We start from the raw sequence: 25,638 nt of genomic DNA, 5'->3' as shown, positions 1-25,638 counted from the left end.
ACATAATGGGGGGAAACAACATGAAGAGTAAGTCACTTACATTTATTGTTCCAATTTTCGCAATAATTATTTTAGTTTTAGCAGCTTGTGGTTCAGGCGATGGAGAAAAGAAAGACAATGCAGGTGCAGAAAAAGAATCAGCAAGTTCTTATCCAGAAAAAAACATTGATGGGATCATCATGTGGGGTGAAGGTGGAGCGACAGATATAATCGCTAGAACACTTGCACCAATGGTAGAAAGTGAAATTGATGGTTCACTTGTTATGCAAAATAAAGCAGGAGCTGCAGGAGCTATTGCTACGCAGTATGTACACGATCAGCCTGCAGACGGATATACATTATTATTTGGAGCAGAAAACCCGAACCTTTATCAAGTTTTAGATATTTCTGACCGCAGTTATCAAGAAGATTTTGTTCCAGTAACTATCATTGCAAACTCGTTCGCTGGAATTATCGTAAAAGCGGATTCACCATTTGAAACACTAGAAGACTTAGTTGAATTTGCTAAAGAAAAGCCTAATGAGCTTATTTTTGGTACCACTGGTGAAGGTGGACTTCCAAGTGTCGTTCTTGCTATGCTTCAAAACGAATTGGGAACAGAATTCAAAACAGTACCATATGACGGGGAAGGTCCGGTTACGACTGCACTTTTAGGTGGCGAAGTTGATGTTACCGCAGTAACAGTTTCAGCTGCACAAGATTATGTTGAGTCAGGTGACTTTCGAATGCTAACCGTTGTGAATGAAGAACCAATTGAGGCATTACCTGATGTTCCTGCGATTACAGACTCTTACCCTGAAATTGATAAATACTTACCTTGGGGTCCGTTCCAAGCAGTATTTGCTCATAAAGATACACCAGCAGATATTGTGGAAAAACTTTCTGAATCTTTCCAAGCAGCAGTTGAAACGGATGAGTTTAAAGATACGTTATCAAATCTTGGTATGGAATACATGAATATAAGTGGGCAAGAAGCAATTGATTATGTAGATCAAAACCGCTCTACTTCAGCTTGGATGTTATATGAGGCTGGAGAAACAGCAAAATCACCGGAAGAATTTGACATTCCTAAAGTGGAAGAATAAGAGTGAAATCTAATTGGATAGCTCGCGATTTGCGAGCTCTCCTTTGTTTTACACTCAGATATAGAAATTTTTGCATAGTAATTTAATCAAAAGGAGGAGTTTAGAAAATGCAAAAGATAAAAGCATTTGCTCCTGGAGTAATTATGATTATTGTCAGTCTTGTTTTTTTAAGTCAAACATTTGTCATGGAAAAAGCCTCTATTACTGACCCTTCAGGTGGTAGTTTCCTTCCAGCATTAATTGCGATTGTGATGATGATTACTGGAATAACTGTTCTCATTCAAGAACGGCCTAAAAAGAAGGCTGCAGCGACTGAGTCTATTTCTCATAAAGTTAATAATGATGATACCGAAATGACAAGTGAGACTACCTCCGTTGAAAATATGGAAATGACTATGAGGCAATACGGTTTAATTTTAACTTATTTTATTATTGTTGTCTTATACGTTTTGTTGCTATCCTTTATTCCTTTTATCGTCGCAACATTTATTTTCTTATCAGTTAGTATGATTTATTTAAGAGGCGTTTCTTGGAAAACAAATCTTTTAGTTTCTATCATTAGTATTATCGTCATTGATTTAGTGTTTTCGAAATTGTTTCACATTATTTTTCCTTAAGACGAGGAGAGTTGGTTATGGAAGTCATTCAACAATTACTAGTTCCACTTTTAGATATTAAGTTATTATTTTATGTTGCAGCAGGTACGTTTGTCGGAATTATTCTTGGAGCGATTCCAGGCCTATCTGTAACATTATGTATTGCGTTAGTACTATCCCTTACTTATTCATGGGATCTTTTGGATGCATTAGCAATTATGTTAGGGGTTTATTATGGTGGTGTATTTGGTGGTTCACGAGCTGCGATTTTAATTAATATGCCAGGTGGTCCATCGAACGTCGCAACTTCATTTGATGGTTATCCATTAGCTCAAAAGGGAGAAGCGAAAATGGCGCTAACCCTTACGACGGTATTTTCTTTCGTAGGTGGGATGATTGGGGTTATCATTTTAGGAACAACGGCACCGCTTATAGCAAAAATTGCGATTAATTTTGGTCAACGTGACTATTTGTTACTTGCCCTACTCGGATTACTTTTAGTGGGCAGTCTCAGTAAAGGAGCTACAGCGAAAGGAATTTTTGCCGCTGGTGCCGGAATTTTAGTTGGACTTGTAGGGATGGATACAATCGGTGGCGGTACAAGATTTACATTTGGTTCCTTACAATTAATGAGCGGTGTAAATTTTGTTGTAGCATTATTAGGGTTATTCGGTATGTCTGAAATTTTGTTCCAAATGAGAACAATTAATAAATCTGGAATTAATGCGATTTTGAAGAAAACTGCCTTTCCAACAATTGCTTTTTTCTTGAAATTTTTGCCGATGTCTTTACGTGTTTCTATTATGGGTGTGTTCATTGGGGCCTTACCTGGTGCTGGTGGAGAGATTGCTGCCTTACTTGGGTATGATCACGCAAAACGAACCGTCAAAAAGTCGAACCGTCCATTTGGTGAAGGTTCCTATGATGGTGTAATTGCACCAGAAGCTGCAAATAGTGGAGCAATCGGTGGAGCGCTTATTCCACTTTTAACACTAGGAATTCCCGGGGATGCAGTTACAGCAATATTTATCGGTGCGCTATTTATCCATGGCTTACAACCTGGTCCATTATTGATGGAACAAAGTAGTGACCTGTTTTGGATGATGGTTGGCTCATCTGCATTAGCTAATATTTTCTTACTTATCTTCGGATTACTCGTCGTATCCATTTTTATCCGTGTTGTAACAGTACCGAAGCAAATTTTACTTCCTATTATTGCTGTTATAACAATCATCGGTTCTTATTCTTTAAACAATAATATCACTGATGTTTATTGGATGCTTGGCTTTGGAATTGTTGGATTCTTTATGAAAATCAATAACTTCCCAGTTGCACCGCTTGTTCTTGGGATAATTTTAGGCCCCCTTGTTGATACGTCTTTCCGACGGGCATACATGAGTTCTGAAGGAGCGGGAGACTTTTTACTCGGTTTCATCAACACGCCAATTACGTTAATTTTATCGGTCGTATTTATTTTTACTTTACTTTCTCAAACAAACTTATTTGAAAATGTAAAGAGTAAATTTAAGAAGGCGTAGGAGTTGGTCATGATGAAAGAAGTAAGACTTGCAGTACTTGGGCTAAATCACGGCTATAAATTTGCAAAAGATATAATAGAATTAGAAGGGGTCGAACTTGTTGCTGTTGCGGGGCAAGACATATTAGCAAAAGAACGCGCAGCAGCAATGAACGTCCCCCTTTTTGTTGATTACCGAGAGTTGTTAGCGACATGTGATATTGACGGGGCAATTATTACTCTCCCGAATCAGCTGCATTTGGAGGCAGTTCGTGAATGTGCCAGACGAGGCATTGACGTTTTGGTTGAGAAACCAATTGCTGCAACCGTAGAAGAAGGGGATGAGATTGTTCGTATCGCTCAGGAAGCAGGCATTAAACTGCTTGTCGGCCATCACCGGAGGTTTTCTAATAACATTATGCGATTACGTGAAGTAATTTTATCTGGAGCCATCGGCGATTTGATTGGTGTAAACATGCTTTTTACTTTAGCAAAAGACCATGACTATTTTAAAGAGAGCTGGCGTGTTTCAACAGGCGGTGGTGGTCCCCTTTTAATAAATGCTGCACATGATATTGATAATTTACGTTTTGTAACTGGTCGAGACATTGAGCGCGTGTATGCCTCCTCACAAAATCGTATCCGTAGCAATGAAGTAGAAGATGCAGCCTCTGTGTTACTGGAAATGAAGGATGGACCTACGGTGAATTATTTCATTACTGATGGAGTACCTGCTCCGTGGTCCTATGAGTTTACAACTGGGGAAAACCCTAAATATCCACATTACGGAGAAGAAAACTGCTATTACTTTTTTGGCACTAAAGGTAGCATCGCCTTCCCTAGCATGAAAATGTATACATACGAAGGAGAAAAATACGGATGGGATCATCCGTTGAGTGAGGAAATATTGGGTGTTGTGGACAATGATCCAATGACAACCGAATTACATCATTTTATTGATGTAATAAACCAAAAAGCTTCTCCCCTCGTTTCAGGAGAAGACGCATTAGAAACATTGAAAGTTGTATTAGCGATAAAACAATCAGCAGAAACGAAACAATTAATCGACTTGTAAAAACGGCTATCCGAGAGGAAGTCGTTTTTTGTGTAAGGAATGCATCACTTGGTGGAAAATGTGATTCACAAAGCATAAGTGGCGCGGCACTTGGCATAGAGCATACTCACTTGGCATAGAACGCGTGGCACTTAGCATAGCACGAATTCACTCAGCGAAGAACACGCGACACTTGGCATAGAGCGTATCCACTCTTCATAATCACGGCTATCTCATAGTTTCCTATTTATCTATATTAAAAATCCCCTCTACCTAACTAAGTAAAGGGGACGTTCGTTCGTTCTTTCATTTAATTATTATTCTACTGTTACGTGGTAAACTTTTTTACCTGGTGAGTAAATATCCATGATGTTCCAGTGTCCATCTGTTGGTACTGGATTGTTGATCATCGGTACATCGATTACTACAGGTTTATTCATTTTGATCGCTTTTTCGAGTGCTGGCTTAAATTCGTCAGCGGAATTGATTCTGATTCCTTCGATTCCATAGGCTTTTGCTACTTCGGCGTAATTAGGAGATTTGTCAAAGACTGTACCAAAAGTAGTATCATAATGAGCTTTCTGCAAACCTGCAATCGTTCCGAACGAGTCATTGTTCATAATAACCCAAACTACAGGAATGTTTTCCTCAGCTGCAGTTGCTAGAAGTGCCGGGTTTTGCCCGAATCCTCCATCTCCTACGAGAGAAATAACGACATTGTCAGGTGCTGCAAGTTTTGCCCCCATTGCTGCAGGTGCACCGAATCCCATAGTTGCAAATCCACCTGGAGTCAAGATGCTACCCGCTTTGTAAATCGGGAATTGCTGTCCAACACCATTTTTATTCCAGCCTACATCTGTTGTGATATATGCGTCTTTTGGAATAACTGCTTCTACGTCTGCTAAAATTCGTTGTGGTTTTAATGGATAGCTACTGTCTTCACGTACTTCTTGGTTGCTTGCACGGAATTCTTTTCTATTATTACGAATTTCTTCTTTAATTGCTTCGTTAGAAACCCCTTCCGGATACAACTCTTTCGCCACACGATTTAATACCGTTAATGCTTGTTTCAAATCAGCAACGACTCCAATTTCTACTGGGTAGTTGCGGCCGATTTCATCTGCGCTAATATCAATTTGGATCAATTTTGTTTTTGGAATATCGAATGTATATTCAGATTCCCATGAGCTACTGTCTGCTTCAGCGAATTGCGTACCTAATGCTAAAATAGTGTCTGCTGTACGTGTTTTTTCGTTAATGAATTTTGTTCCCCAGAATCCTGTCATTCCTAAAGTTAAATCATTATCATCTGACATGACGCCTTTCCCCATCAATGAATGGGCAACTGGGATGTCGAAGTGCTCAACAAATTCGCGAAGTTCTTCCGCCGCATCTGCTAAGATAACACCTCCGCCCGCATAAACAACTGGGTTCTTCGATGCAACAAGTTTTTCAATAATTTCTTTCGCTTTCACATCGTCGATTGATGGCTTTGTGATTGAGCGAGTATGGTGTTTGGCACGATCAAATAATGATTCGTCAATTTCTTTTGAGAAAATATCCATTGGAACGGATACTAAAACTGGGCCAGGTCTCCCTGTTTCAGCAAGTTGAAATGCTTTTTCCATAATTTCAGGCATTAAATCTGGACGGTCTACACGCCATGCACGTTTTACAAATGGACGATAAATTTCGTATTGAGAAGCATCTGCGTGTAAGTTCACTTCTTGGTGAGGATGTTTTCCGTAAAAATGTGTTGGAATGTCCCCTGCGATTACCACCATTGGAATGGAATCGAGTGCAGCATTCGCTACTCCTGTTGCAGCGTTTGTTAATCCAGGCCCCAAGTGGCTAAGTACAACTGAAGCCTTTTTCGTTACACGCGCATATCCATCTGCCATATGAGCCGAAATTTGTTCATGACGAACGTTTACAAACTTGATTGAACTTTTCTCAAGTTGAGAAAGGAAAGCAATATTTGTGTGACCACATAATCCGAAAATATGCTCTACACCACGATCTTCTAAATACTCTACTAATAAATTTGAAACTAGTTTCTTCGACATTTCCTTGCCTCCTAAAATAAAATTTTTTCACCGTTATATCGATCTACTTTTTTATAAAAAGGGGAGCTTTCCCCTTCCCTTCATTTTAAAATTCCAGAACAATTTTTCTGTAATGACCTGAAACAGCTTTTTCATATGCTTTTTCAAAGTGAGCAATCGGCAAAACTTCTGAAATAATTGGCTCTACGTAAAACTTTTCATCTAATAAGTATGTGATGCTTGCTAGAAAATCGTCTGGTACATTATAAATAATCGACCCAAAAATCGATAACTCTTTTCGAACCATTTTCACCACCGGAATTTTCGCCACGGCTGGGAAACCGACTGCTACTACGGATCCACCTGGTTTAACAATTTCAATACTTTGCTCAAAGGATGCGCGAACTCCTGCAACTTCAATGGTGACATCGTACTGATTTTCAGTTACTTCTTCCGGGTGTTTAATTTCAATATCCGGATAATGCTCTTTCACTTTTTGAAGCTTTTCAGGATTAATATCAATTGCCGTAATGTTGCCTCCTAAGTAATTTGCTAATGCAACCGCAAGCATACCTTCAGTTCCACAACCAATAACTGCAACGGACGTGTTTTCGTCTATTTTCACCTTTTTTAATGCATGAACAATGACTGCTAAAGGTTCAATCAATACTGCTCGCTCATTCGGCAGCTGGTCTGGTACAGGGATAATATATTTGGATGAAATGATAAATTCCTCGGCAAAACCACCATGTTCATTAATGCCGAGAGATTTTTTTTCTGGGCAAATGTTTGTCTTTCCAGCTTGGCAAAATTCACATTCACCACAATAAGAATTGGGTTGTACGACGACACGCTGGCCAACTTGAACACTAGCAGTCTTTCCAGCTTCCACTACTTCTCCCAAAATTTCATGACCCGGAATGACGGGATATGCTGCATGTGGCAGTTTTCCTTTAAAAACAGAAACATCTGAACCGCAAATGCCCCCATAAATTACTTTTAATTTCACTTCATCGCTGTTTACTTTTCCCACGGAGGATACCGTTTTCCACGTAATTTCTCCGGGTTTTTCTATATATAGAGCTTTCATCTTTACACCAACTTAATCCATACGAAGTACAATCATTTTAGATTCTGTCAACTCCTGAACGGCAAAACGTGGACCTTCTCTACCGATCCCACTATTCTTCACGCCACCATACGGCCAGTGATCGAGTCGGAAATTCGATGTACCGTTTATCACAACACCGCCAACTTCCATTTCACTTGCCACTTTGTATGCTAGGTCAATTTTATTTGTAAAAATTCCAACTTGCAAACCGAACGGAGAATTATCCGCTTCAGCAACTGCTTCCTCAAGTTCAGAATATGGAATGACGCTAACGATCGGCCCAAACACTTCTTCACAAACAACTTTTGCCTCTTTAGGAGGATTTTTAAGCACTGTCGGAACAACAGACGCACCATTTTTCTCTCCACCGTGTAAAACTTCTGCACCGGATTTTACAGCTTCATCGATCCAGTTCATAATTCTATTCGCTGCATTTTCGTCAACTAACGTTCCAACATCTGTTGCTGGATCAAGTGGATCACCGACTTTAAGTTTTGCCACTTCTTCTACAAGCTTTTCCGTGAATTCATCCACTACTGAATCATGCACATAAATTCGTTGAACAGAAATACAGCTTTGACCAGAGTTGGAGTATCCTGTCCGTGCACATTGCGTTGCTGCACGATTTAAATCAGCATCTTCATGAACGATTGTTGCAGCGTTTCCACCTAATTCATACAGTTGCTTTTTAATTCCGGCAATCTGAGAAATATTCGTGCTTGCTACAATTCCACCAGTGAATGAAATCACGTTTACACGATCATCACTGACAATTTGCTGTCCGACCTCAACTCCGCCTAATACCATATTAATCGAATTTTTCGGAAATCCTGCTTCAAATAATAGATTCAGTAAAGCGGTCGCAATTAATGTCGTCTGAGGTGCCGGTTTTAAAATGGTTACATTTCCGCCTGCAAAAGCTGGGCCAATTTTATGACAAACTAAATTAAGTGGTGCGTTAAATGGTGTAATTGCTGCTACCACACCAACTGGAACACGGATTGTTGCAGCCATTGTATTCATCCCACGAGAGGATACATCCCCTGGCATTGTCTCACCATGTAAACGTTTTGCTTCTTCGCCGGATAGTTCGAGCGTTTCGATAGATCGATCTATCTCATCTAATGTATTTTTTAAAGGTTTTCCTAGTTCACTAGATAATAGTTTTGCAAACTCTTCTTTTCTTTCTGTTAAAAGAGCTGCTGCATTCTTTAAAATATTTGCTCGTTTGAGCGATGGAATTTGTTTAATTTCTTTTTTACTCCGATAGGAAGCCTCAAGTGCACGCTCCACATCATCTTTTGTCGCCAAATATTGCACACCAATTTTTTCGTTAGAGTACGGATTAATGATATCAACCTGTTCACGATCCGTATCTAACCATTTCCCCTCTACATAAGAGTTCGAAACTGTAAGTACCATCTGATCACCCTCTATAAAATTGTATCGATCTAATTTTAACTTAAAATTTTCCCTAAGCCCTCATACCCTATTGATTTTCCAAGAAAAAGGAGTAGTATAATAGATAGTGAGTTTTCGTTAGATCGATCTAATTGTAATCGTTAACAATATAATACACTAGAATAATAAAAAATTCAACTCCCTTTTAGAAAAGTATTGAATTTAATAGATAGTTAGGTTGCTGGATGTATACAAGCGAACTATACGCAAAATCAGCAAATGTCAGATATTCAGCGCTATTATTATCAGGAGGTTGTTTCATGCTGCGTCTTTTTCTCTATCCGATGTTAATCATTTTATATATATTGGCGATGCTATTTCCAAATGAGGAATTATTTCAGATTGTAGGGGTTATAGCTAATATTACAATTATCGTTTCCTTTTTTTATGCACGGGGACTATATCTTTATTCAGGGATTTTATTTTACATAATTGGATTAACTCTTTTCATTACTAACGGGCTTTCTTGGCATGAATTTTTCCTGCAGTTTGATTCCATGCTTGGGATACTAGCTCTATTTTTACTGCTTCCGTTTTTAAATTCACTCATATTAGTCGGCCGATATGATAAACATTTACGTTCTCTTCTCGAATATAAGGTTTCACATGGAGGGGATTTATATCGACGTGGTGGACTGGTCAGTCATATACTTGGCTTGTTTCTAAACATAGCTACCATTCCGCTCGTACTGCACTCTTTGCAAACATCTTTGAAAAATTATCCAAAACCGATAACGGATAAATTTTATACACAAAGTTTGTTACGAGCATATGCACTTTGTTTAATGTGGAGTCCAATGGAAATTATGATCATCAAGTCGCTTGAAATTACGGACAAGGAATATATTTTTATCTTTCCCTTTCTACTATTTTTCTCTGGGACATTGCTTTATCTTGATACAATCTTTGGAAAACGTAAATATGCCCATTTGACCATTCAGGCTGTGGAGACGAACGTTTCTCTTTCATCCATTTTGGCAAAAATTAAGGAACTGTTCATCTTGCTCCTATTATTAGTCATCACCGTCACTATTTTAAATAAAGTTTTACAACAAGGATATCTTTTTTCATTGGTATTATTAATCATTCCGATATCTCTCATTTGGTCGTTTAAAATAAAGAAAGCACATCGATATTTTACACATAGTTTAGCTCATTGGAAACTAAAGACGAAAGGATTAGCCAATTTTTTCTTTATGTTTTTAACAGCAGGTTTCTTCGTTCATATGGTCGCTGAAACGAAAATTTTAACTTACTTACAAAATGTTTTCATTGACTTTTCTAATCAAACAATCATTTTATTTGGGTTAATTGGATTGTATTTTTTTATAACTTCCTTTATCGGCTTTCATCCGCTCGTTTCTATTGTTTTATTAGCGGAAATTTTACAACCAATTTTGTCAGAAATCTCAAGTATTCCTTTAGCGATTGTTTTAATTATGTGTAGTTTGAGTACTGTCATGTACAGTCCATTTAATGTATCGTTGTCGATTTTAGCTAACGAACTAAAAAGAAATTCGTATCAGATTAGTGTGTGGAATATTCCCTTTGCATTAGTACTCATCGTAGGGGCAATCTTGTTTGCATACACCATTCACATTGTAACAAAAATAATCATTTAACTACATTATGAGGATAAATGTGGAGAAAAATGTAAAATAATACCGTGAGTTCCTATACTTTATTACTCGTATGTACTATAATAAAGCTGATTATATATAGAGATATGCACGGGTTTTACATCGATATGGGGGGACAAAAATGATTAATAAACCACCACGCCGTGTAACATTGCAAGATGTCGCAAATCATGCTGGAGTTTCTCGAGCGACCGCTTCGCTAATTGTTCGCAACAGTCCCAAGGTTGCGGATAAAACGAGAGAGAAAGTATTAAAATCAATGGAAGAACTGGGCTATGTGTATGATCGGGTAGCAGCAAATTTACGCTCACAGAGTTCCACTACAATCGGTACAATTATTACTGATGTAGGAAATACTTTTTTTGCTCAATTTTTACTTGGGGTGCACCGGGAACTAGAGAAATATGGCTATACTGTTTTATTAGGAACTACATTTGATTCATTAAAAGATCAAGAAAGACTCATTTCAACTATGCTCGAAAACCGGGTCGGAGGCATTTTACTTTGCCCAGTTTCAGCTAGCTCAGCTGAAACCGTTGAGCGGATTAAAAAAATTGATATTCCAATTGTACTTGGAATTCGAGAACTGCCTAATTTAACCTCTGATTATGTTGGACTGGATTATCAATCGGGAGCCGATATGGCAGTATCGCATTTATTGGGCAAGGGGCATAAACGAATTGCTTTTATAGGAGGGATTTCCGATTCCACTACATGGCAAGAACGAATGAACGGATATCAACTAGCCCATGAAAAAGCCGGAGTCCCAATCGATGATTCACTAATTCTCGATAGTGAGCCAACAAGGGAAGGTGGACTTGAAGTCATACAGCAAGTGATGAAGCAAGCTAATCCTCCAACAGCGATTTTTTGCTTCAGTGATTTGATTGCATTTGGAGCGATTATTGGACTTCGAAAAATGGGATATACCCCCGGAAAAGATATAGATATTGTCGGTTTCGACAATATTCCTGAGGCCGAAATTTCCTATCCGCCACTCACTACTGTTTCTTCATTTGCCCAAGTGACCGGAACAAAAGCTGCAAACTTATTGCATAAACGAATTAGCGAACCAAATCAAGAAAGACAACGAATTATTATCACACCAGAACTCGTAAAAAGAGAATCATCTTAATTTTAAAAAGATGTCTAGTTAAAAATTCAAGCTAGACATCTTTTTTAAAATAAGGAAATGTCACCACCCCTAACCTTCATTGAAGAGGGACACTTCGCTATTCTACAAAACATGTTTGCACTCTATACTCCTTTAAAAATTGGTTTCCTTTTTTCTGCAAATGCAGCGAGTGCCTCCAATCGATCTTCTGTATCGATCGTCAATTCATACGCTTTTGATTCTATTCGTATTCCTGTTTCAAGATCTGTGTTCATCCCTTGAGTAATTGCATATTTTGCCTGTCGGATCGCGACTGGACCATTACTTGTTATACGACCTGCGAGTTCCTTACATTCCTTCCTCAGGCGTTCCTGTTTCACAACATCAAGCACTACTCCAAGCTCCTTCGCCTCAGTGGCATCAAACCGGCGAGCTGTAAAGATTAACTCTTTCGCACGCATTTCCCCAACTAGGCGTGGCAAGCGTTGTGTCCCACCAGCTCCTGGAATGATTGCCCAACTCGTTTCCGTTAGTCCAAATTGACTGTTCGACGAGGCTATTGCAAAATCACATGCAAGTACGAGCTCAAATCCCCCGCCAAACGCATACCCATTAACTGCAGCAATTGTCGGTTGAGGCAGGTTTGCGATTGCATTAAACACATCGACTATTGCCTTAACATTTCTCCGCACCTCATTTGGAGTCAATGTCTTTCGCTCTTTTAAGTCTGCCCCGGCGCTAAATGCCTTTTCACCGGCTCCTGTAAAAATGACAACTTGAATGGATGGATCTAAATGTATAGCGTCTACAACGTTTTGTAATTCGGATAATGTTTCATAATTAAAAGTATTTAACACCTTTTCCCTATAGATCGTTACCGTGCAAATACCATCCTCTTTTTCAGTTAAAATATTTGCCATTCCACTCCCCCGCTCTCACCAATTCCTAAGATTTTTCCACTAGCATGGAAATACCTTGTCCGACACCAATACACATTGTCGCTAAACCAAATCTAGAATCTCGACGTTTCATCTCATAAACTAATGTCGTTAAGATTCGCGCTCCGCTTGCACCTAGCGGATGACCAAAAGCGATTGCTCCACCGTTTACATTTATCTTATCCGGGTTTAGTCCTAATTGCCGGATACATTCAATCGATTGAGATGCGAACGCCTCATTTAATTCGATAAGATCAATTTCATCAAGATCCATTGCTGCGCGTTGTATTAGTTTTCGCGTTGCATAAACTGGCCCGAGTCCCATAATATCTGGCTCCAATCCAGACACCGCACTCATTCTATACGTTGCCAAAGGTTCGATCCCTAGCGCTCCTGCCTTATCAGCACTCATTAATAGAAGTGCACTTGCTCCGTCATTTACACCAGAAGCATTTCCAGCGGTTACTGTCCCATCTGGAAAAATTGGACGTAATTTAGCAAGAACTTCTTTAGTCGTATCAGGTCGTGGATGTTCATCCGTATCCACTGTTATTGTATTTCCACGTCTATCTTGATAAGTAACCGGAACGATTTCATCTGCGAATCTGCCAGCTTCTATCGCCTCTTTTGCTTTCATCTGGCTTTGAAAAGAAAACTCGTCCTGTTCTTCCCGCGTTACACCAAATTGCTGGGCAACATTTTCTGCAGTTTCTGGCATCGAATCTGTTCCGTACATTTCTTTTAATTGTGGATTTGTAAACCTCCATCCTATCGTCGTATCAAACAATTCTTTATTTCCTCGAGAAAACCCCAATTCCGGCTTTGCCATGACATATGGGGCGCGTGTCATACTTTCTGTTCCACCGGCTATATAAATATCCCCTTCACCAGCTAAAATTCCTCTAGCTGCATACGTAACTGCATCGAGTCCTGATCCACATAAGCGATTAATCGTCGTGCCGCCAACTGTTAAAGGTAAACCTGCCAACAAAGCCGCCATTCGAGCGATGTTCCGATTGTCTTCCCCAGCCTGATTCGCATTGCCGAGCACGACATCCTCAATCTCCTCCGCCTGTACTTTCGGGTTCCGTTCCAATAATGCCTTGACCACTATTGCAGCTAAATCATCAGGACGAACATTTTTTAACGCTCCATTATACCTCCCAAAGGGTGTCCGGACTGCATCCACGATGACAACTTCCCGCATTTAATCACGCTCCTTTGAATAATCATAGACTCCTTTTCCACTTTTTCTCCCAAGCCTGCCCGCTTTTACATACTGTTCTAATAGGGGAGCTGGACGAAATTTATCTCCTAATTTTTCATGTAAATAACGTAAATTATTCAACCGCGCATCAAGTCCTACTAAATCCCCCAATTCTAATGGTCCCATTGGAAAATTTAATCCGAGTTTAATCGCCTTATCAATGTCTTCAGCAGAAGCTACCCCTTCTTGTAACATATGAAACGCCTCATTCCCAACGAGCGCGCTAATCCTACTCGTCACAAACCCTGGAAACTCGTTCACTTCTACCGTTTCTTTTCCCATTCTCTCAGCAACTTTGCGAACTTTTTTCACCGTCTCATCACTTGTCTCAAGTCCTCTTACAATTTCAACGAGTTTCATTAAGTGGACTGGATTAAAAAAATGCATGACAGCAAAATGTTCAGGCCTATTCGTGTAGGATGCAAGTTCTGTCGGACTGATCGTGGACGTATTTGATGTAAAAATCACTCCATCCCTGGCATGCGCTTCTACCTCTTGCATGATACTCTGCTTAAGGGAGCGCTTTTCAGGCACCGCCTCGATCAGAAAATCTGTCTCCTTTGTCGCCGTGGCCAAATCTGTAGACGTGTGCAAATTTTCAAGTAGAATTTGCTTTTTTTCTTCCGTTATTTTCCCTCTCGCAATCCCTTTTTGTACTGTCTGTTTCGCATTTTCCATCGCATCAAGTAACTGACTTTCCGAGATATCTACCAATGTCGTCTTGAAGCCGGCAAGGGCGGAGACATACGCAATCCCCCGCCCCATCACACCAGCCCCCACGACAGTAACATGATTTATCGTCATGGGTACGCCTCCTTTTTTGAAAAAGTGTTGTTCTGATTATAGAAAATTTCACTTTACATGATTGAACAATTAATACGAATTGAGCGACTTTATCCCGAATTGCGCGACTTCATCCTGGATTGCGCGACTTTCACCTCGAATTGCGCGACTTTATCCCGAATTGAGCAACTTTTTCCCGAATCGCGCGACTTTCACCTCGAATTGAGCAACTTTTATCTCGTATCGCGCAACTTTTTCCCGAATCGCGCGACTTTCACCTTGAATTGCGCAACTTTATCCTGAATTGAGCGACTTTCACCTCGAATTGCGCAACTTCCATCCCAACTTGCGCGACTTTTCCCTGAATTGCGCGACTTTCGTCTCCAATTGCGCAACTTTTTCCCGAATCGCGCGACTTTCACCTCGAATTGAGCAACTTTTTCCCGACTTGCGCGACTTCCATCCCAAATTGCGGGACTTCATCCCGGATTGCGCGACTTTATCTCGAATCGCGCGACTTCATCCCAACTTGTGCGACTCTTACCCCGACTTGCGCAACTTCCATCCAACCCATACCTAATTTATATTTAACGTATCCACCCAGTAAATCTTATCTCTATACTCCAAACGGATTGATTGGCTTCGAGCCATAGTACGACAACACACTTTTATCTTCCATATATAAATCAAGTGACTCAACTGCCAACTCTCGCCCAATTCCAGATTCCTTATATCCACCAAACGGTGTTCCCGGGAATGCGGAGAACGGGCTGTTCACCATAACAACTCCAGCTTCAAGTTGATGAGCCACACGTGTAGCACGTCCTTGATTCGTCGTCCAAATTGCTGCTGCCAATCCATACTTCGAATCGTTCGCTCGTCCCACAACTTCTTTTTCATCCGAAAATTTCTCCACCACAACGACCGGCCCAAAAATCTCTTCGCGCACCGCTTTCATATCAGGGGTTACATCAACGATTACCGTCGGCGCGTACCAATGTCCATTTTCATGTCCTTCAATCGTAAGTTCCTTACCGCCTGTCAGCACCGTCGCACCATCCTCAACCGCTGACTTCACATAGCCATCAATAATCTCCAATTGCTCCCGACTAATAATCGACCCAACATGAGTCGCCTTATCAAATGGATCGCCTAAATTCAGCTTCTTTGTCTTCTCCACAAATTTTTCCAAAAATTCATCATAAATCGATTCATGCACAAACATTCTCGAACGCGCCTCACACGACTGGCCCGTATTAAAGTAAATTCCGAACAACGACCCCGCAACCGCTGCATCCATATCTGCATCTTCAAACACAATATTCGGCGACTTTCCACCAAGCTCGAGCGTAATCCGCTTCAATGTACCCGAAGCTTTTGCCATAATATCTTTTCCAATCGGTGTTGAGCCCGTGAACGCTACTTTATCTACATCCTCATGCTCCACAAGATAATCACCGACGACTGCACCTGATCCTGGAATGGTGTTAACTACCCCTTCAGGTACACCCGCTTCATGACAAATCTCGTTGATCAATATCGCTGTCACAGGTGTCAAACTTGCAGGCTTGACGACAACTGAGCAACCTGCCGCTATCGCGGGAGCAATTTTCCATGCTGCCATCATGACCGGGTAATTCCACGGAATAATCTGCGCACACACTCCGACTGGCTCCTTATGTGTATAGTTGAAAAATCCATATGGCATATTGTTCACCGTTCCGCGATGCCCGACAATGGCGCCTGCGTAAAATTCAAAATCCTCCACCGCCTGATTTATTTGCGCAATCGCCGCACCGACTGACTTTCCGCTATTTAACACTTCCATTTCAACCAGTTCCCTAAAACGGTCCCGCATAATTTCTGCAATTTTATTCATCACACGCGCTCGTCTTCCTACTGGCCATTTTCTCCATTTTCCACGATCAAAAGACTCCCTCGCAGCCTGCACCGCTTTTTCTGCATCCTCGATGGTCGCTTTAGCAACTGTTGCAAGTTTTTCTCCCTTCGCAGGATTGTACGTGTCCATTACATTATTTGTCACACTTTCCACCCGCTGGCCATTAATGATCATCTGGTAGTGATCCCGTTTCATCGTACCTACTTCTCTAATTAGTTCATCCTCTACAGTCTCTTTCAATTTAACTTCTCCCTTCTTAATAATGAATAAAATCACATCGTCTTCGAAATGTCACATCTTCACGAAATACATATCTATTCCATTAACAGCCCATCTCCTTCAAATTGGCATAGCTTACTTCAAATTTATTTCCCTTCAAACTTCGGGCGACGTTTTTCCAAAAATGCCTGAACTCCTTCTTGGTGATCTTCTGTTAACCCGGCGATTCGCTGGGCCTCCGCCTCTTGCTCTAGAAATCTTTCGAACGGGGTATGCATGCTGTCCATCATATATCGTTTCACTAATGAAAATGCTTTTGGTGGTAAACTAGCGAGCTTTTGCGTAAAGTTTTCCACTCCTTCATCCCATTCGGTTGCATCAATTAATTCTGATGCTAGTCCTAGCTTGACAGCTTCTTCACCGGTAATCGGCTTTCCAATTGTCGCTATTTCTAGTGCTTTTGCGTAACCTACTAGGCGTGGCAGTATGTACATAAATCCTGCATCTGGAACGAGCGCAATTCCTAAAAATGCACTTACAAATTGCGCTTCGGGTTTGACGATTCGGAAATCAGTCAATAACGTTAAACTCATTCCCGCTCCTGCTGCCACACCATTCACAGCTGCTACAGTAGGTTTAGGGATAGATTGAAAGGTATTGACCATCGGATAATAATTCTTCCTTAAAAAGGATCCGTAATCCATATCAACTTCCACGCTCTTAATATCCTGTCCGGCGGAAAATGCTTTGCCGTCTCCAGTGAGAACGACACAACGGATTTCCTGATCTCTCTCCGCTGTTTTAAGTGCATCCGTGATTTCTCGATTCATCACAGGGTTTAATGCATTATAAACATCCGGACGATTTAATATAATTTTTGCGACAGCATCCTTTTTCTCATAACGAATTGTTTCATATTTTCCCATCCATTACTCCCCTTTAAATGAAGGACGGCGTTTTTCCACGAATGCGCGCATCCCCTCTTTTTGATCCTTTGAGTCAAATGCTAAGTAAAAGTTTTTCCGTTCGATCGTTAAGCCTTCACGCAATGGTACATCCTCTGCTTTATTAACTGCTTCCTTAATTAGACGAAGGGCGATCGGCGACTGTTCGGCAAGCTTTTCTGCAAAACGCATCGTTTCTTCAAATACAATTTCTGGTGCGGTAATTCGATTAATAATTCCTAACTCTTTCGCTTCTTTTGCCCCCATATGTTCACCTAACCAGATCCATTCCAATGCTTTGCGTTTGCCGATGAGTCGAGTTAACAGTTGTGTCCCGCCTGCGCCAGGCATGACGCCTAAATTTACTTCTGGAAAACCGAATTTTGCATCCTCTGCTGCAATAATTAAGTCACAATGAAGAGCCAGTTCAAATCCGCCGCCAAGTGCATATCCCGTAACAGAAGCAATTAGTGGCTTTTTAATAGACATGAACCTATCCCAAACTGAAAAGGGGTCAGCCATTTCAAAAGAAAGTGGCGTTTCCCCCATCATTTCCTGAATATCCGCCCCAGCTGCAAATGTTTTTTCATTCCCTTGAATAACCACCACTCGAATTTGCCGGTTTGCTTCAAACATTTCCAGTTGTCCAACGATTTCTTCGATCATTTTTCGGTTTAATGCATTCAAACTTTTTGGTCGATTTAATTCGATGACACCAACTTTTCCCTCCGTTCGTACAAGAATATGTTCATATTCACTCATCGACTTCTTCACCGATCATGAGCGTAATAATATCACCTGCAAATTGGAATGCGTCTTTTCCAGAAGCTTTTCCTTCATCTGATTTCATCGCCTTTTGTAGAGATTCCATATCATCATAGATCATTTCACATTGTAAATAGTACTCACTTTTTCCCATGGGAGAACCGACAATCTTTGTAACATTCATTTCACGTAAACCAGGAATTTTTGCCGTTAGTGGGCCATGCACATTAAAATAGTGCTCATCAAATTTTTCCTTATCCTCGGGTTGTTTATATAATGCAATCACTTTTGCTCTTGCCATTTTACATTCTCCTTTTTTAATAAAATTTTCTTTATTAATGCAATAGATATTTATCTTCCTCAATCTACAGAATGATTCATCTCGCATCAAAACATCGAATTTTTCAAGTTCTAGTACCTTAAATTCTTTTCTATCTCACGCCGTCTCTTCCTCGACAATAACTGGCTTCATTGCTTCAAATGGATTTCGACAATCTAAACAATAAAGAATACTTCGACAAGCAGTCGGTCCAAACACGTTTTCCATCGATGTATAACTTGAACTGCAATAAGGACAATCTACTGTCCACTCCTCTCCGACACGATAATGGTCGGGTGGTGGAGAGATTCCAAGTTTTCTTAGTTGTACCTTTCCACGATCAGTAATTAAATCTGTTGTCCATTGATACTCAAATGAAAATTTTACCTCACAGCTATCTACCCAAGGAAGATGCTCAATTGCTTTTTTCACGTCACGTTCAATGAAGTCAAGAGCCGGACAACCGGCAAATGTTGGAACCATTGTCACCGACACATGCCCCCCATTTAAAACAACCGAATAAACCATCCCAAGGTCATACACGCTCACATTCGTTAACTCAGGATCATCGACTGTCTTTAATACTTCCAACACTTCTTCGTCCGGCATCAATTGCACCATCTGCCTCCTCTCCTTTCTACCAAGCTGCTTCCACATCTGTCCGATACACTGCGGTAAAAATGTCAATTGCTTGTTCCAGGTCTGCGTTAAATTCACCGATACGCCCGTTTCCTAATTTTTTCTTTGGTAATGACTCATATTTTTCCGCTAGTACCTCATTTACCTTTTCAAGCCAACGTTTTTTCAAGGTCTCTTCATCGATCAAAAGATCAAATCTATGAATATCGTCAGCTTTTGGACCTAGTTCAATCGCATCTCCAAATTCTTGCCATGCCTCTTCTAACCTTGCGCTAATCTTTGCTTTCGCTTCTTCCGTCGAGGCTTGCAATTGTTGAATCCATAATCGCCAGTGTGCTAAATGATACGTCTGTTCCATCAATATTTTCCGAGCAATAAATATTAGCGGCTCATAGGAACTACGTGTAGCTGCTTCTAACTTTACTCGTTTCAATGTTTCATAGAGAAAATTCCGAACAACAGCGAGTGCCCAATCATAATTTGCATCCTCTATATAGCTTCCTGAGCCATTCATTTTTTCTAAATAAACAGAACTTCGTCTTTCACCTGGCGACCTTCCGTGCGCTAAATGGTCTGCGTCTCCTTCTCCTAACTCTTCTAACATTTGAAAAAACATAGTCGCATGTCCCATTGTATTCTGAGTAATCGAAGAAAATGCTACATCTTCTTCAATGTGAGGAGCGAGGCCAAGCCATTCCGAACCACGGAAAGAAATAATAAAATCGTCATCTGCAAATTGATATAAAAGTTCAACCAATGCTGCCTTATATGATTGATTTTGCTTTGCTTCTTCCGGTGTTTTTATGATCTTACTCATCGGCTTCTCCCCTTACTCCATGAGAATATTTCTTTTTCATCCAACATTCCCATTTTCTCTTCTTTCTCTCGCCATAACTTTCTTAAATATCCGTATCCTTTTGTGTTCCGGTACTCTTTATTGTCCAACCGTTTCGTTAATTGTTGTTTTTCCTCGCTCGTTAGTGCTCGAATATCTTCCCTATCTACTACCCAAATATCAATCGCTTCTTCCCGTCGCATAAAATTTTCCTGAGCCATCATCACTGCCATTTCTTTATTTGGTGCAAGCAAACTGAACTGATGTTGGAGTGGCAACTTATTACTTTTCCGACTAAAAACTTCATACTCCCGGTAAAAGTTCTTTTCTTCTTCTTGAGTCATTTTTCTCCCTCCTTATACGACCGCTTCCGGCTGATGAGCTAATGCCCGACGTACCCAACTTCCGTTATCATAAGCAATTTGTCTTAAGTGCAATCTCGCTTTTGAACGTGGACCATTATTATTAATAATTTGTTTAAACTGCTCCCAATCTGGTTGCTCGTATGTCCATTCTTTCGTCTCTTCGTTAAAGGAAATTGTTTTATCTGGAAGCTCCAATCCAAGTGCTCGTATTCTAGGAATATATTTATCAAAAAAGGCTTGCCGTAGTTCTTCATTATTGTTTACGCGAATTTTGTACTTTATCATGATGTCCTGACGCGATGACCCAGTTACTTTCGGTGTTGGTGGTCCAAAAAACATCACTAATGACTCCCACCAACGGTTAAGCGCTTCTTGCAACATATCTCTTTGCTCTTTCGTCCCATTGGCTAGTGCCATAATGAGAGCTTCCCCGTGTTGTGCATGAAAAACTTCTTCTGCACAGATTCGCTGTAGTGCCCGCTGATATGGACCATAAGAAGCATTAAGCATATTCGTTTGGGTAATGATTGCCGCCCCGTCTACTAACCAAGCGATGATCGCAGCATCCGCCCATGATTTTGTTTTCATATGAAAGACATTATGAAACTTTATTTTCCCTTCTAATAACCCTTCCAACATTTCCTTTCGTGAAATGCCGTATGGTTTTTGTAAATCTTCTGCTACCCGCAGCAGCAACTGTCCATGCCCCATCTCATCCTGTACTTTTGCCATAATGGCAAGTTTCCGCTTTAATGACGGGGCTTTCGGAGTCCATTCCTTCTCTGGAAGCGCTCCCATTATTTCACTCATGCCATGCATGGAGATTAAACGAATGAGTGCTGTCCGATAATCATCAGGCATCCAGTCATTCGGCTCGATTTTTTCTCCATTGTTAATGCGTTCCATAAACAGTTCATAACGCCGTTCATCCGTTTGCTCATTCTGGATTAAATCTCCACCTTCAATATAAAGGTACATTACAAATCCTCCTTATGACGTTTTGTTAACACGTAATCGCATTACTTAATAATAAATGTGCTTTTATCCACTATTTTTTTAAGCTGGTGATCAGCAAAGAAGACACACAATTTGCAACTAATTTATCTCCCTGCTTTACCTCTGCAGTAACATATGCAATAGTTCTACCCCGTCTCTCTACTTTTGCCGAGATTTCAACTTCTCCCTCCATTGTTGGCCGATGAAATGTCGTATCTAAATCAATCGACGCAAAACCTTCTTCTTCTGTCAATGTGGAAGCAATCGCATATGCCATCATAATATCGACCGCTGCAGATACAAATCCCCCCATCACAATCCCATGGCCGTTAATAAATTTCCTATCCACCTTCCAGATTCCGTTAGCATTCCCAGCTTCCGCTTGATGAACATGAACTTGCATCGTTTCGTCACATGGTGGTGGACTTTTCAGTTGTTTTGCTACGTTTTGTAAATCAGTAATCGTATATTTTTCACTCATTCTCTATCTCCTTTAGTTAAACTTATTTTCAGTCTACTATATGCATATAAGGTTTTTAGTTGATAGCGAGCCACTTTACTAGGGTTTTGCAATCATGATGTTAGTTTGAAATCGTTTACATAAGAGTGGTAAATTTTCTTGTGTCATGGAGAGATAATATGATAGACAGATTACTTTTGAAGTTAACATTACGTTTATTTGTAATTCGTGTAAAGTTCGTTATAAATGATTATATATTCAACAGAATATACTGTCAATAGAATAATGAGAAAATGGACATTGCCCTCATAATAAAATATAAAGCTGTTATACGATAAACTTGAGCCTTCGTACTATAATAAATTACTATGACGTATTTTTCACGTTTCAGTAGAAGTAGTGGCTCCCTATGCTATAATAAAAATCAACTTAATTATTACGTCGTAAATACTAATTGCAGAGAAGGAGAAAGTATGGAAAAAAAGTTTAATACGAGATCGATGATATTTACAATCTTCGGCGACTATATTCGTCATTATGGAAGTACTATATGGATCGGGAGTTTAATTAAATTATTAGAAGCCTTTGGTCATAATGAGCAAGCAGTACGAGCTGCCGTTTCTAGAATGAGTAAGCAAGGGTGGGTTCAATCAGAACGGGAAGGAAATAAGAGTTTCTATTCTTTAACAGAACAAGGAAAAATCCGCATGGAAGAAGCATCAAGAAGAATTTACAAAGAACCAACCTTGTCATGGGACGGGAAATGGTGGATTTTACTATATAATATTCCAGAAGAAAAACGTCATTTACGCGATAAATTAAGAGAAGAACTTGTCTGGAGCGGTTTTGGACCTTTGTCAACGAGTTGTTGGATTACCCCGAATAATTTACAAAAAGAAGTTAACTTAATGGTTAAAAAGTATCAAATAGACGATTATGTCAGCTTTTTTCATGCTTCCTATGAAGGTATGCAAGATCATGAGCATCTTGTTCACAAATGTTGGGACTTACAAGATATTAACGATAAGTATGCACAGTTTATTGAACAATACAGTCAAAATTATATTATTCACAAAAACAAGATCAACAAAGATGAAATGAGTGACGGCAGCTGTTTTGTTGAAAGCGCCCTGCTCGTCCATCAGTATCGAAAGTTTCTATTTATAGATCCGAGTTTACCTTCCGAACTTTTACCGAATAAATGGTTAGGAGATTCAGCGGCAGAACTATTTAAAGAATATAATGCACTCTTATCAAAACCTGCAAAACGTTTCTTTGAATCTGTGTTCGAGCTTGGCGAGCCAATGAAACAACGATAGGGAATTTTTGAAAAATAATTTGAGGTTAAGACATAAGCTAAAAAAAATTATTGAAACACGAATGATTACGTTTATAATAATCGCTACAGAAATATTGTTCGTGTGTTCATATCTACTATTTTATTTTGTCCCAACCTCTTCACAAAAAAACTTGACAGCCAATACAGGAGGTCAAGTTTTTTCGTTCTTACAACTTTACTTTTGATCTGTCTACCTTTTCAAAAATTGCTGGATCTTGATATTGTGCTGCATTTCTAACATACGTACGGATTGTCAGATCAAGCAATTCTTCATCTTGTTCCGTTAACTCACGAACCACTTTTCCAGGACTTCCGATGACAAGTGAATTCGGTGGGATCACTTTTCCAGCAGGGATAAGTGTGTTGGCACCGATGATGGAATTTTCTCCGATTACTGCCCCATCCAGTACCGTTGCTCCCATGCCTACTAGGACTCCTTTTTTCAATGTGCACCCATGAATAATCGCATTATGTCCGACTGTCACTTCATCTTCTACAAGTAATGGATGCCCTTCATACAAATGACATACCGTGTTTTCCTGGATACTGCAGCGATTCCCGATCCGAATTTGATCTTCGTCTCCACGCAAGACCACATTAAACCAAATACTGGTGTTCGCACCAATGACTACGTCCCCAATTACTTTTGCTCCTTCTGCAATGAAAGCGGATTCATCTACTTGCGGAACAAATTGCTTGTAACGATAAAACATAGACTCTCCCCCTTTCCTTCCATCCTAAAGAGCTTACTTGATCAAGTCAACTGGAAAAAATTAGACACTTTTCACTTTTTCAAACAAGTGAGTACTGTGGATATTCACTCTTGCCTTTGGATCCATTCGTAACTTCGCTTGATTGACCGCAATCGTTGCTTCACCGAAACCTGTTGCGATTAATTTAGGCTTTCCTTTATAAACACAAATGTCCCCAGCCGAATAGATACCAGGAATATTCGTTTCCATCTGTTGGTTCACGGCAATCGAATTACGATAAATATCCAACCCCCATTTCTTTAACGGGCCTAAATCTGTGACAAAGCCAAAGTTTACAATAACACTATCTACATCTAGTACACTTACATGGTCCCCTTTCACTTCTTTGATCAAAACTTGTTCAATTCTTTCTTTCCCAAAAATTTCTCCAACTTCAAAAGGCGTTTTCACCGTAACACCCGACTGCTTCAACTGTGTAAGACTAGCCTCATGGGTTCGAAATCGATCCCGCCGGTGAATAAGTGTAACATTTTTCGCAATCGCATCTAAAGCTAATGCCCAATCAACTGCAGAATCTCCTCCCCCGCAAATCAACACATTATTATCTGTAAAATCTTTTACGTTTTTTATAAAATAATGTAAGTTTTTCCCTTCGTAATTGCCACAATCATCTATCTCTAATTTTCTAGGTTGGAACGCTCCTGCCCCTGCCGTAATAATAATCGCTTTCGTTACATAGCGGTCTCTCGTCGTAATTAGCTCAAATGTTTCTGAATCCAGGCGATTTACATGGAGAACAGACTCGCCTAACGTAATTTTTGGAGAAAAAGTGATTGCTTGTTTATAGAGTTCCTCGACTAAATCCTGCGCCTTTATTTTCGGAAACCCTGCTACATCATGAATATATTTTTCTGGATAAAGCGCAGATAATTGTCCACCAACTTCTGGCATACTATCAATCAAATGAACACTTGCTTCACGCATCCCGGCATAAAAGGTTGTAAACAAACCAACGGGTCCTGCGCCAATTATCGTTATGTCATGAATTTCCTTCACTGTCTAAGCCCCCCTAATATAGTTTTCTTCTTTTAAAGTATCACCATCAAACGGCTCATCCGATATCTTGATCGAACCCGTAGGACATTCATCATAGGCATCCTCCAAATCGTATAACAGATCTTCATCTACTGGTACATTTCCTTCATTATCATCCGCTATATAATAAGATAACCCTTCCTCATTGTAAGCAAATATTTCAGGTGCAATGGCTCCACAACTTCCACAAGAAATACAGGTTTCTTGATTCACCATTGTATACTTACACATATTCTCCCTCCTCATATAATTATATATGACGTTTTATATACGTTTAATTTATTTTTCGTTATAGTAATACTACATAAAACTCTTTTTACTGTCAATATCATTTTTGCATTATTTTGGAAAGTAATATTGTCTTACCTACTGACTTTTGTTACTATGAAAAATATATAATACAATTTTTACGGACGTATTTATCATGTGATAATTAAAG

The 25,638-nt window shown here is 39.9% G+C and carries 25 protein-coding genes; 7 read left to right on the top strand and 18 right to left on the bottom strand.

What is annotated here, in order from left to right; translation table 11 throughout:
- Positions 1-20: 20 nt before the first annotated feature.
- From SPD48_RS18330 to SPD48_RS18315, 4 genes are all read left to right on the top strand, one after another.
- Positions 21-1,085 (top strand): tripartite tricarboxylate transporter substrate binding protein, encoded by a 1,065-nt coding sequence (locus SPD48_RS18330; protein WP_336259587.1) that lies wholly within the window; start codon positions 21-23, stop codon positions 1,083-1,085.
- 107 nt (positions 1,086-1,192) lie between these two features.
- Positions 1,193-1,702 (top strand): tripartite tricarboxylate transporter TctB family protein, encoded by a 510-nt coding sequence (locus tag SPD48_RS18325; protein ID WP_336259586.1) that lies wholly within the window; start codon positions 1,193-1,195, stop codon positions 1,700-1,702.
- 17 nt (positions 1,703-1,719) lie between these two features.
- The gene (locus tag SPD48_RS18320) at positions 1,720-3,219 is read left to right on the top strand and encodes a tripartite tricarboxylate transporter permease (RefSeq protein ID WP_336259585.1); all 1,500 of its coding nucleotides are present in this window, start codon (positions 1,720-1,722) and stop codon (positions 3,217-3,219) included.
- A 12-nt stretch (positions 3,220-3,231) separates the two neighbouring features.
- The gene (locus SPD48_RS18315; protein ID WP_336259584.1) at positions 3,232-4,272 is read left to right on the top strand and encodes a Gfo/Idh/MocA family protein; all 1,041 of its coding nucleotides are present in this window, start codon (positions 3,232-3,234) and stop codon (positions 4,270-4,272) included.
- 296 nt (positions 4,273-4,568) lie between these two features.
- Here the strand turns inward: SPD48_RS18315 and SPD48_RS18310 are convergent, their stop codons facing one another.
- The 3 genes from SPD48_RS18310 to SPD48_RS18300 all read right to left on the bottom strand — a co-directional run bounded on the left by SPD48_RS18310 (position 4,569) and on the right by SPD48_RS18300 (position 8,829).
- The gene (locus SPD48_RS18310) at positions 4,569-6,317 is read right to left on the bottom strand and encodes a thiamine pyrophosphate-binding protein (protein ID WP_336259583.1); all 1,749 of its coding nucleotides are present in this window, start codon (positions 6,315-6,317) and stop codon (positions 4,569-4,571) included.
- Positions 6,318-6,402: 85 nt separating this feature from the next.
- Entirely contained in the window at positions 6,403-7,386 is a 984-nt protein-coding gene (locus SPD48_RS18305; RefSeq protein ID WP_336259582.1) for a zinc-dependent alcohol dehydrogenase, read from the bottom strand.
- A 12-nt stretch (positions 7,387-7,398) separates the two neighbouring features.
- Entirely contained in the window at positions 7,399-8,829 is a 1,431-nt protein-coding gene (locus SPD48_RS18300) for an aldehyde dehydrogenase family protein (protein ID WP_336259581.1), read from the bottom strand.
- A 299-nt stretch (positions 8,830-9,128) separates the two neighbouring features.
- On the opposite strand from SPD48_RS18300, the gene SPD48_RS18295 reads away from it, so the two are divergent.
- Positions 9,129-10,490 carry a hypothetical protein gene (locus SPD48_RS18295; RefSeq protein ID WP_336259580.1) on the top strand — a complete coding sequence of 454 codons (1,362 nt, stop codon included), beginning with the start codon at positions 9,129-9,131 and terminating at the stop codon, positions 10,488-10,490.
- Positions 10,491-10,629: 139 nt separating this feature from the next.
- Complete coding sequence (locus tag SPD48_RS18290; protein ID WP_336259579.1) at positions 10,630-11,643, top strand: LacI family DNA-binding transcriptional regulator; 1,014 nt, start codon at positions 10,630-10,632, stop codon at positions 11,641-11,643.
- 122 nt (positions 11,644-11,765) lie between these two features.
- On the opposite strand, the gene SPD48_RS18285 is transcribed toward SPD48_RS18290, so the two are convergent.
- The 12 genes from SPD48_RS18285 to SPD48_RS18230 all read right to left on the bottom strand — a co-directional run bounded on the left by SPD48_RS18285 (position 11,766) and on the right by SPD48_RS18230 (position 22,073).
- The gene (locus SPD48_RS18285) at positions 11,766-12,542 is read right to left on the bottom strand and encodes an enoyl-CoA hydratase-related protein (RefSeq protein ID WP_336259578.1); all 777 of its coding nucleotides are present in this window, start codon (positions 12,540-12,542) and stop codon (positions 11,766-11,768) included.
- Positions 12,543-12,567: 25 nt separating this feature from the next.
- Positions 12,568-13,767: a thiolase family protein gene (locus tag SPD48_RS18280; RefSeq protein ID WP_336259577.1), complete on the bottom strand. Its 1,200-nt coding sequence runs from the start codon at positions 13,765-13,767 to the stop codon at positions 12,568-12,570.
- Positions 13,768-14,631, bottom strand: a complete 864-nt coding sequence (locus SPD48_RS18275; RefSeq protein ID WP_336259576.1) for a 3-hydroxyacyl-CoA dehydrogenase — start codon at positions 14,629-14,631, stop codon at positions 13,768-13,770.
- A 595-nt stretch (positions 14,632-15,226) separates the two neighbouring features.
- The gene (locus tag SPD48_RS18270; RefSeq protein WP_336259606.1) at positions 15,227-16,705 is read right to left on the bottom strand and encodes an aldehyde dehydrogenase family protein; all 1,479 of its coding nucleotides are present in this window, start codon (positions 16,703-16,705) and stop codon (positions 15,227-15,229) included.
- Positions 16,706-16,875: 170 nt separating this feature from the next.
- Positions 16,876-17,655, bottom strand: a complete 780-nt coding sequence (locus tag SPD48_RS18265; protein ID WP_336259575.1) for an enoyl-CoA hydratase/isomerase family protein — start codon at positions 17,653-17,655, stop codon at positions 16,876-16,878.
- Between the two features lie 3 nt (positions 17,656-17,658).
- Positions 17,659-18,435, bottom strand: coding sequence for an enoyl-CoA hydratase-related protein (locus SPD48_RS18260; RefSeq protein ID WP_336259574.1), 777 nt, complete (start codon positions 18,433-18,435; stop codon positions 17,659-17,661).
- Entirely contained in the window at positions 18,428-18,739 is a 312-nt protein-coding gene (locus SPD48_RS18255) for an EthD family reductase (protein WP_336259573.1), read from the bottom strand. The genes SPD48_RS18260 and SPD48_RS18255 overlap by 8 nt, the downstream gene beginning before the upstream one ends.
- Before the next feature lie 135 nt (positions 18,740-18,874).
- Positions 18,875-19,378, bottom strand: coding sequence for a 1,2-phenylacetyl-CoA epoxidase subunit PaaD (gene paaD / locus SPD48_RS18250; RefSeq protein ID WP_336259572.1), 504 nt, complete (start codon positions 19,376-19,378; stop codon positions 18,875-18,877).
- 16 nt (positions 19,379-19,394) lie between these two features.
- Positions 19,395-20,213, bottom strand: coding sequence for a 1,2-phenylacetyl-CoA epoxidase subunit PaaC (gene paaC / locus SPD48_RS18245; protein WP_336259571.1), 819 nt, complete (start codon positions 20,211-20,213; stop codon positions 19,395-19,397).
- Complete coding sequence (gene paaB, locus SPD48_RS18240; RefSeq protein ID WP_336259570.1) at positions 20,210-20,575, bottom strand: 1,2-phenylacetyl-CoA epoxidase subunit PaaB; 366 nt, start codon at positions 20,573-20,575, stop codon at positions 20,210-20,212. The genes paaC and paaB overlap by 4 nt, the downstream gene beginning before the upstream one ends.
- Positions 20,576-20,587: 12 nt before the next feature.
- The gene (gene paaA, locus SPD48_RS18235; RefSeq protein ID WP_336259569.1) at positions 20,588-21,574 is read right to left on the bottom strand and encodes a 1,2-phenylacetyl-CoA epoxidase subunit PaaA; all 987 of its coding nucleotides are present in this window, start codon (positions 21,572-21,574) and stop codon (positions 20,588-20,590) included.
- 70 nt (positions 21,575-21,644) lie between these two features.
- Positions 21,645-22,073 carry a PaaI family thioesterase gene (locus SPD48_RS18230; RefSeq protein ID WP_336259568.1) on the bottom strand — a complete coding sequence of 143 codons (429 nt, stop codon included), beginning with the start codon at positions 22,071-22,073 and terminating at the stop codon, positions 21,645-21,647.
- Between the two features lie 452 nt (positions 22,074-22,525).
- Here SPD48_RS18230 and paaX point away from each other — a divergent pair, with 452 nt between their 5' ends.
- The gene (gene paaX, locus SPD48_RS18225) at positions 22,526-23,371 is read left to right on the top strand and encodes a phenylacetic acid degradation operon negative regulatory protein PaaX (RefSeq protein WP_336259567.1); all 846 of its coding nucleotides are present in this window, start codon (positions 22,526-22,528) and stop codon (positions 23,369-23,371) included.
- A gap of 187 nt (positions 23,372-23,558) precedes the next feature.
- On the opposite strand, the gene SPD48_RS18220 is transcribed toward paaX, so the two are convergent.
- From SPD48_RS18220 to SPD48_RS18210, 3 genes are read right to left on the bottom strand one after another with little or no spacing between them, the layout of a single operon-like run.
- A complete protein-coding gene (locus SPD48_RS18220) occupies positions 23,559-24,104 on the bottom strand; it encodes a gamma carbonic anhydrase family protein (protein ID WP_336259566.1) in 546 nt (181 codons plus the stop codon).
- Positions 24,105-24,164: 60 nt separating this feature from the next.
- Positions 24,165-25,160, bottom strand: a complete 996-nt coding sequence (locus SPD48_RS18215; protein WP_336259565.1) for an NAD(P)/FAD-dependent oxidoreductase — start codon at positions 25,158-25,160, stop codon at positions 24,165-24,167.
- A 3-nt stretch (positions 25,161-25,163) separates the two neighbouring features.
- Positions 25,164-25,430 carry a ferredoxin gene (locus tag SPD48_RS18210; RefSeq protein ID WP_336259564.1) on the bottom strand — a complete coding sequence of 89 codons (267 nt, stop codon included), beginning with the start codon at positions 25,428-25,430 and terminating at the stop codon, positions 25,164-25,166.
- Between the last annotated feature and the right edge of the window lie 208 nt (positions 25,431-25,638).

It is taken from the genome of Pseudogracilibacillus sp. SE30717A (genome assembly GCF_037071985.1).
GTDB lineage: Bacteria > Bacillota > Bacilli > Bacillales > Amphibacillaceae > Pseudogracilibacillus.
This window is presented reverse-complemented; position numbering and strand designations above follow the sequence as displayed.

Excerpts from the sequence above, each read along its gene's own strand:
- SPD48_RS18290 (WP_336259579.1), top strand. The coding sequence starts at position 10,630 with ATGATTAATAAACCACCACGCCGTGTAACATTGCAAGATGTCGCAAAT.
- SPD48_RS18230 (WP_336259568.1), bottom strand. The coding sequence starts at position 22,073 with ATGAGTGAAAAATATACGATTACTGATTTACAAAACGTAGCAAAACAA.
- SPD48_RS18270 (WP_336259606.1), bottom strand. The coding sequence starts at position 16,705 with ATGAAACGGGATCACTACCAGATGATCATTAATGGCCAGCGGGTGGAA.
- SPD48_RS18305 (WP_336259582.1), bottom strand. The coding sequence starts at position 7,386 with ATGAAAGCTCTATATATAGAAAAACCCGGAGAAATTACGTGGAAAACG.
- SPD48_RS18310 (WP_336259583.1), bottom strand. The coding sequence starts at position 6,317 with ATGTCGAAGAAACTAGTTTCAAATTTATTAGTAGAGTATTTAGAAGAT.
- paaB (WP_336259570.1), bottom strand. The coding sequence starts at position 20,575 with ATGACTCAAGAAGAAGAAAAGAACTTTTACCGGGAGTATGAAGTTTTT.
- SPD48_RS18295 (WP_336259580.1), top strand. The coding sequence starts at position 9,129 with ATGCTGCGTCTTTTTCTCTATCCGATGTTAATCATTTTATATATATTG.
- paaD (WP_336259572.1), bottom strand. The coding sequence starts at position 19,378 with ATGGTGCAATTGATGCCGGACGAAGAAGTGTTGGAAGTATTAAAGACA.
- SPD48_RS18255 (WP_336259573.1), bottom strand. The coding sequence starts at position 18,739 with ATGGCAAGAGCAAAAGTGATTGCATTATATAAACAACCCGAGGATAAG.
- paaC (WP_336259571.1), bottom strand. The coding sequence starts at position 20,213 with ATGAGTAAGATCATAAAAACACCGGAAGAAGCAAAGCAAAATCAATCA.
- SPD48_RS18330 (WP_336259587.1), top strand. The coding sequence starts at position 21 with ATGAAGAGTAAGTCACTTACATTTATTGTTCCAATTTTCGCAATAATT.
- paaA (WP_336259569.1), bottom strand. The coding sequence starts at position 21,574 with ATGTACCTTTATATTGAAGGTGGAGATTTAATCCAGAATGAGCAAACG.
- SPD48_RS18210 (WP_336259564.1), bottom strand. The coding sequence starts at position 25,430 with ATGTGTAAGTATACAATGGTGAATCAAGAAACCTGTATTTCTTGTGGA.
- SPD48_RS18320 (WP_336259585.1), top strand. The coding sequence starts at position 1,720 with ATGGAAGTCATTCAACAATTACTAGTTCCACTTTTAGATATTAAGTTA.
- SPD48_RS18280 (WP_336259577.1), bottom strand. The coding sequence starts at position 13,767 with ATGCGGGAAGTTGTCATCGTGGATGCAGTCCGGACACCCTTTGGGAGG.
- SPD48_RS18260 (WP_336259574.1), bottom strand. The coding sequence starts at position 18,435 with ATGAGTGAATATGAACATATTCTTGTACGAACGGAGGGAAAAGTTGGT.
- SPD48_RS18220 (WP_336259566.1), bottom strand. The coding sequence starts at position 24,104 with ATGTTTTATCGTTACAAGCAATTTGTTCCGCAAGTAGATGAATCCGCT.
- SPD48_RS18265 (WP_336259575.1), bottom strand. The coding sequence starts at position 17,655 with ATGGGAAAATATGAAACAATTCGTTATGAGAAAAAGGATGCTGTCGCA.
- SPD48_RS18325 (WP_336259586.1), top strand. The coding sequence starts at position 1,193 with ATGCAAAAGATAAAAGCATTTGCTCCTGGAGTAATTATGATTATTGTC.
- SPD48_RS18300 (WP_336259581.1), bottom strand. The coding sequence starts at position 8,829 with ATGGTACTTACAGTTTCGAACTCTTATGTAGAGGGGAAATGGTTAGAT.
- SPD48_RS18315 (WP_336259584.1), top strand. The coding sequence starts at position 3,232 with ATGAAAGAAGTAAGACTTGCAGTACTTGGGCTAAATCACGGCTATAAA.
- SPD48_RS18275 (WP_336259576.1), bottom strand. The coding sequence starts at position 14,631 with ATGACGATAAATCATGTTACTGTCGTGGGGGCTGGTGTGATGGGGCGG.
- SPD48_RS18285 (WP_336259578.1), bottom strand. The coding sequence starts at position 12,542 with ATGGCAAATATTTTAACTGAAAAAGAGGATGGTATTTGCACGGTAACG.
- paaX (WP_336259567.1), top strand. The coding sequence starts at position 22,526 with ATGGAAAAAAAGTTTAATACGAGATCGATGATATTTACAATCTTCGGC.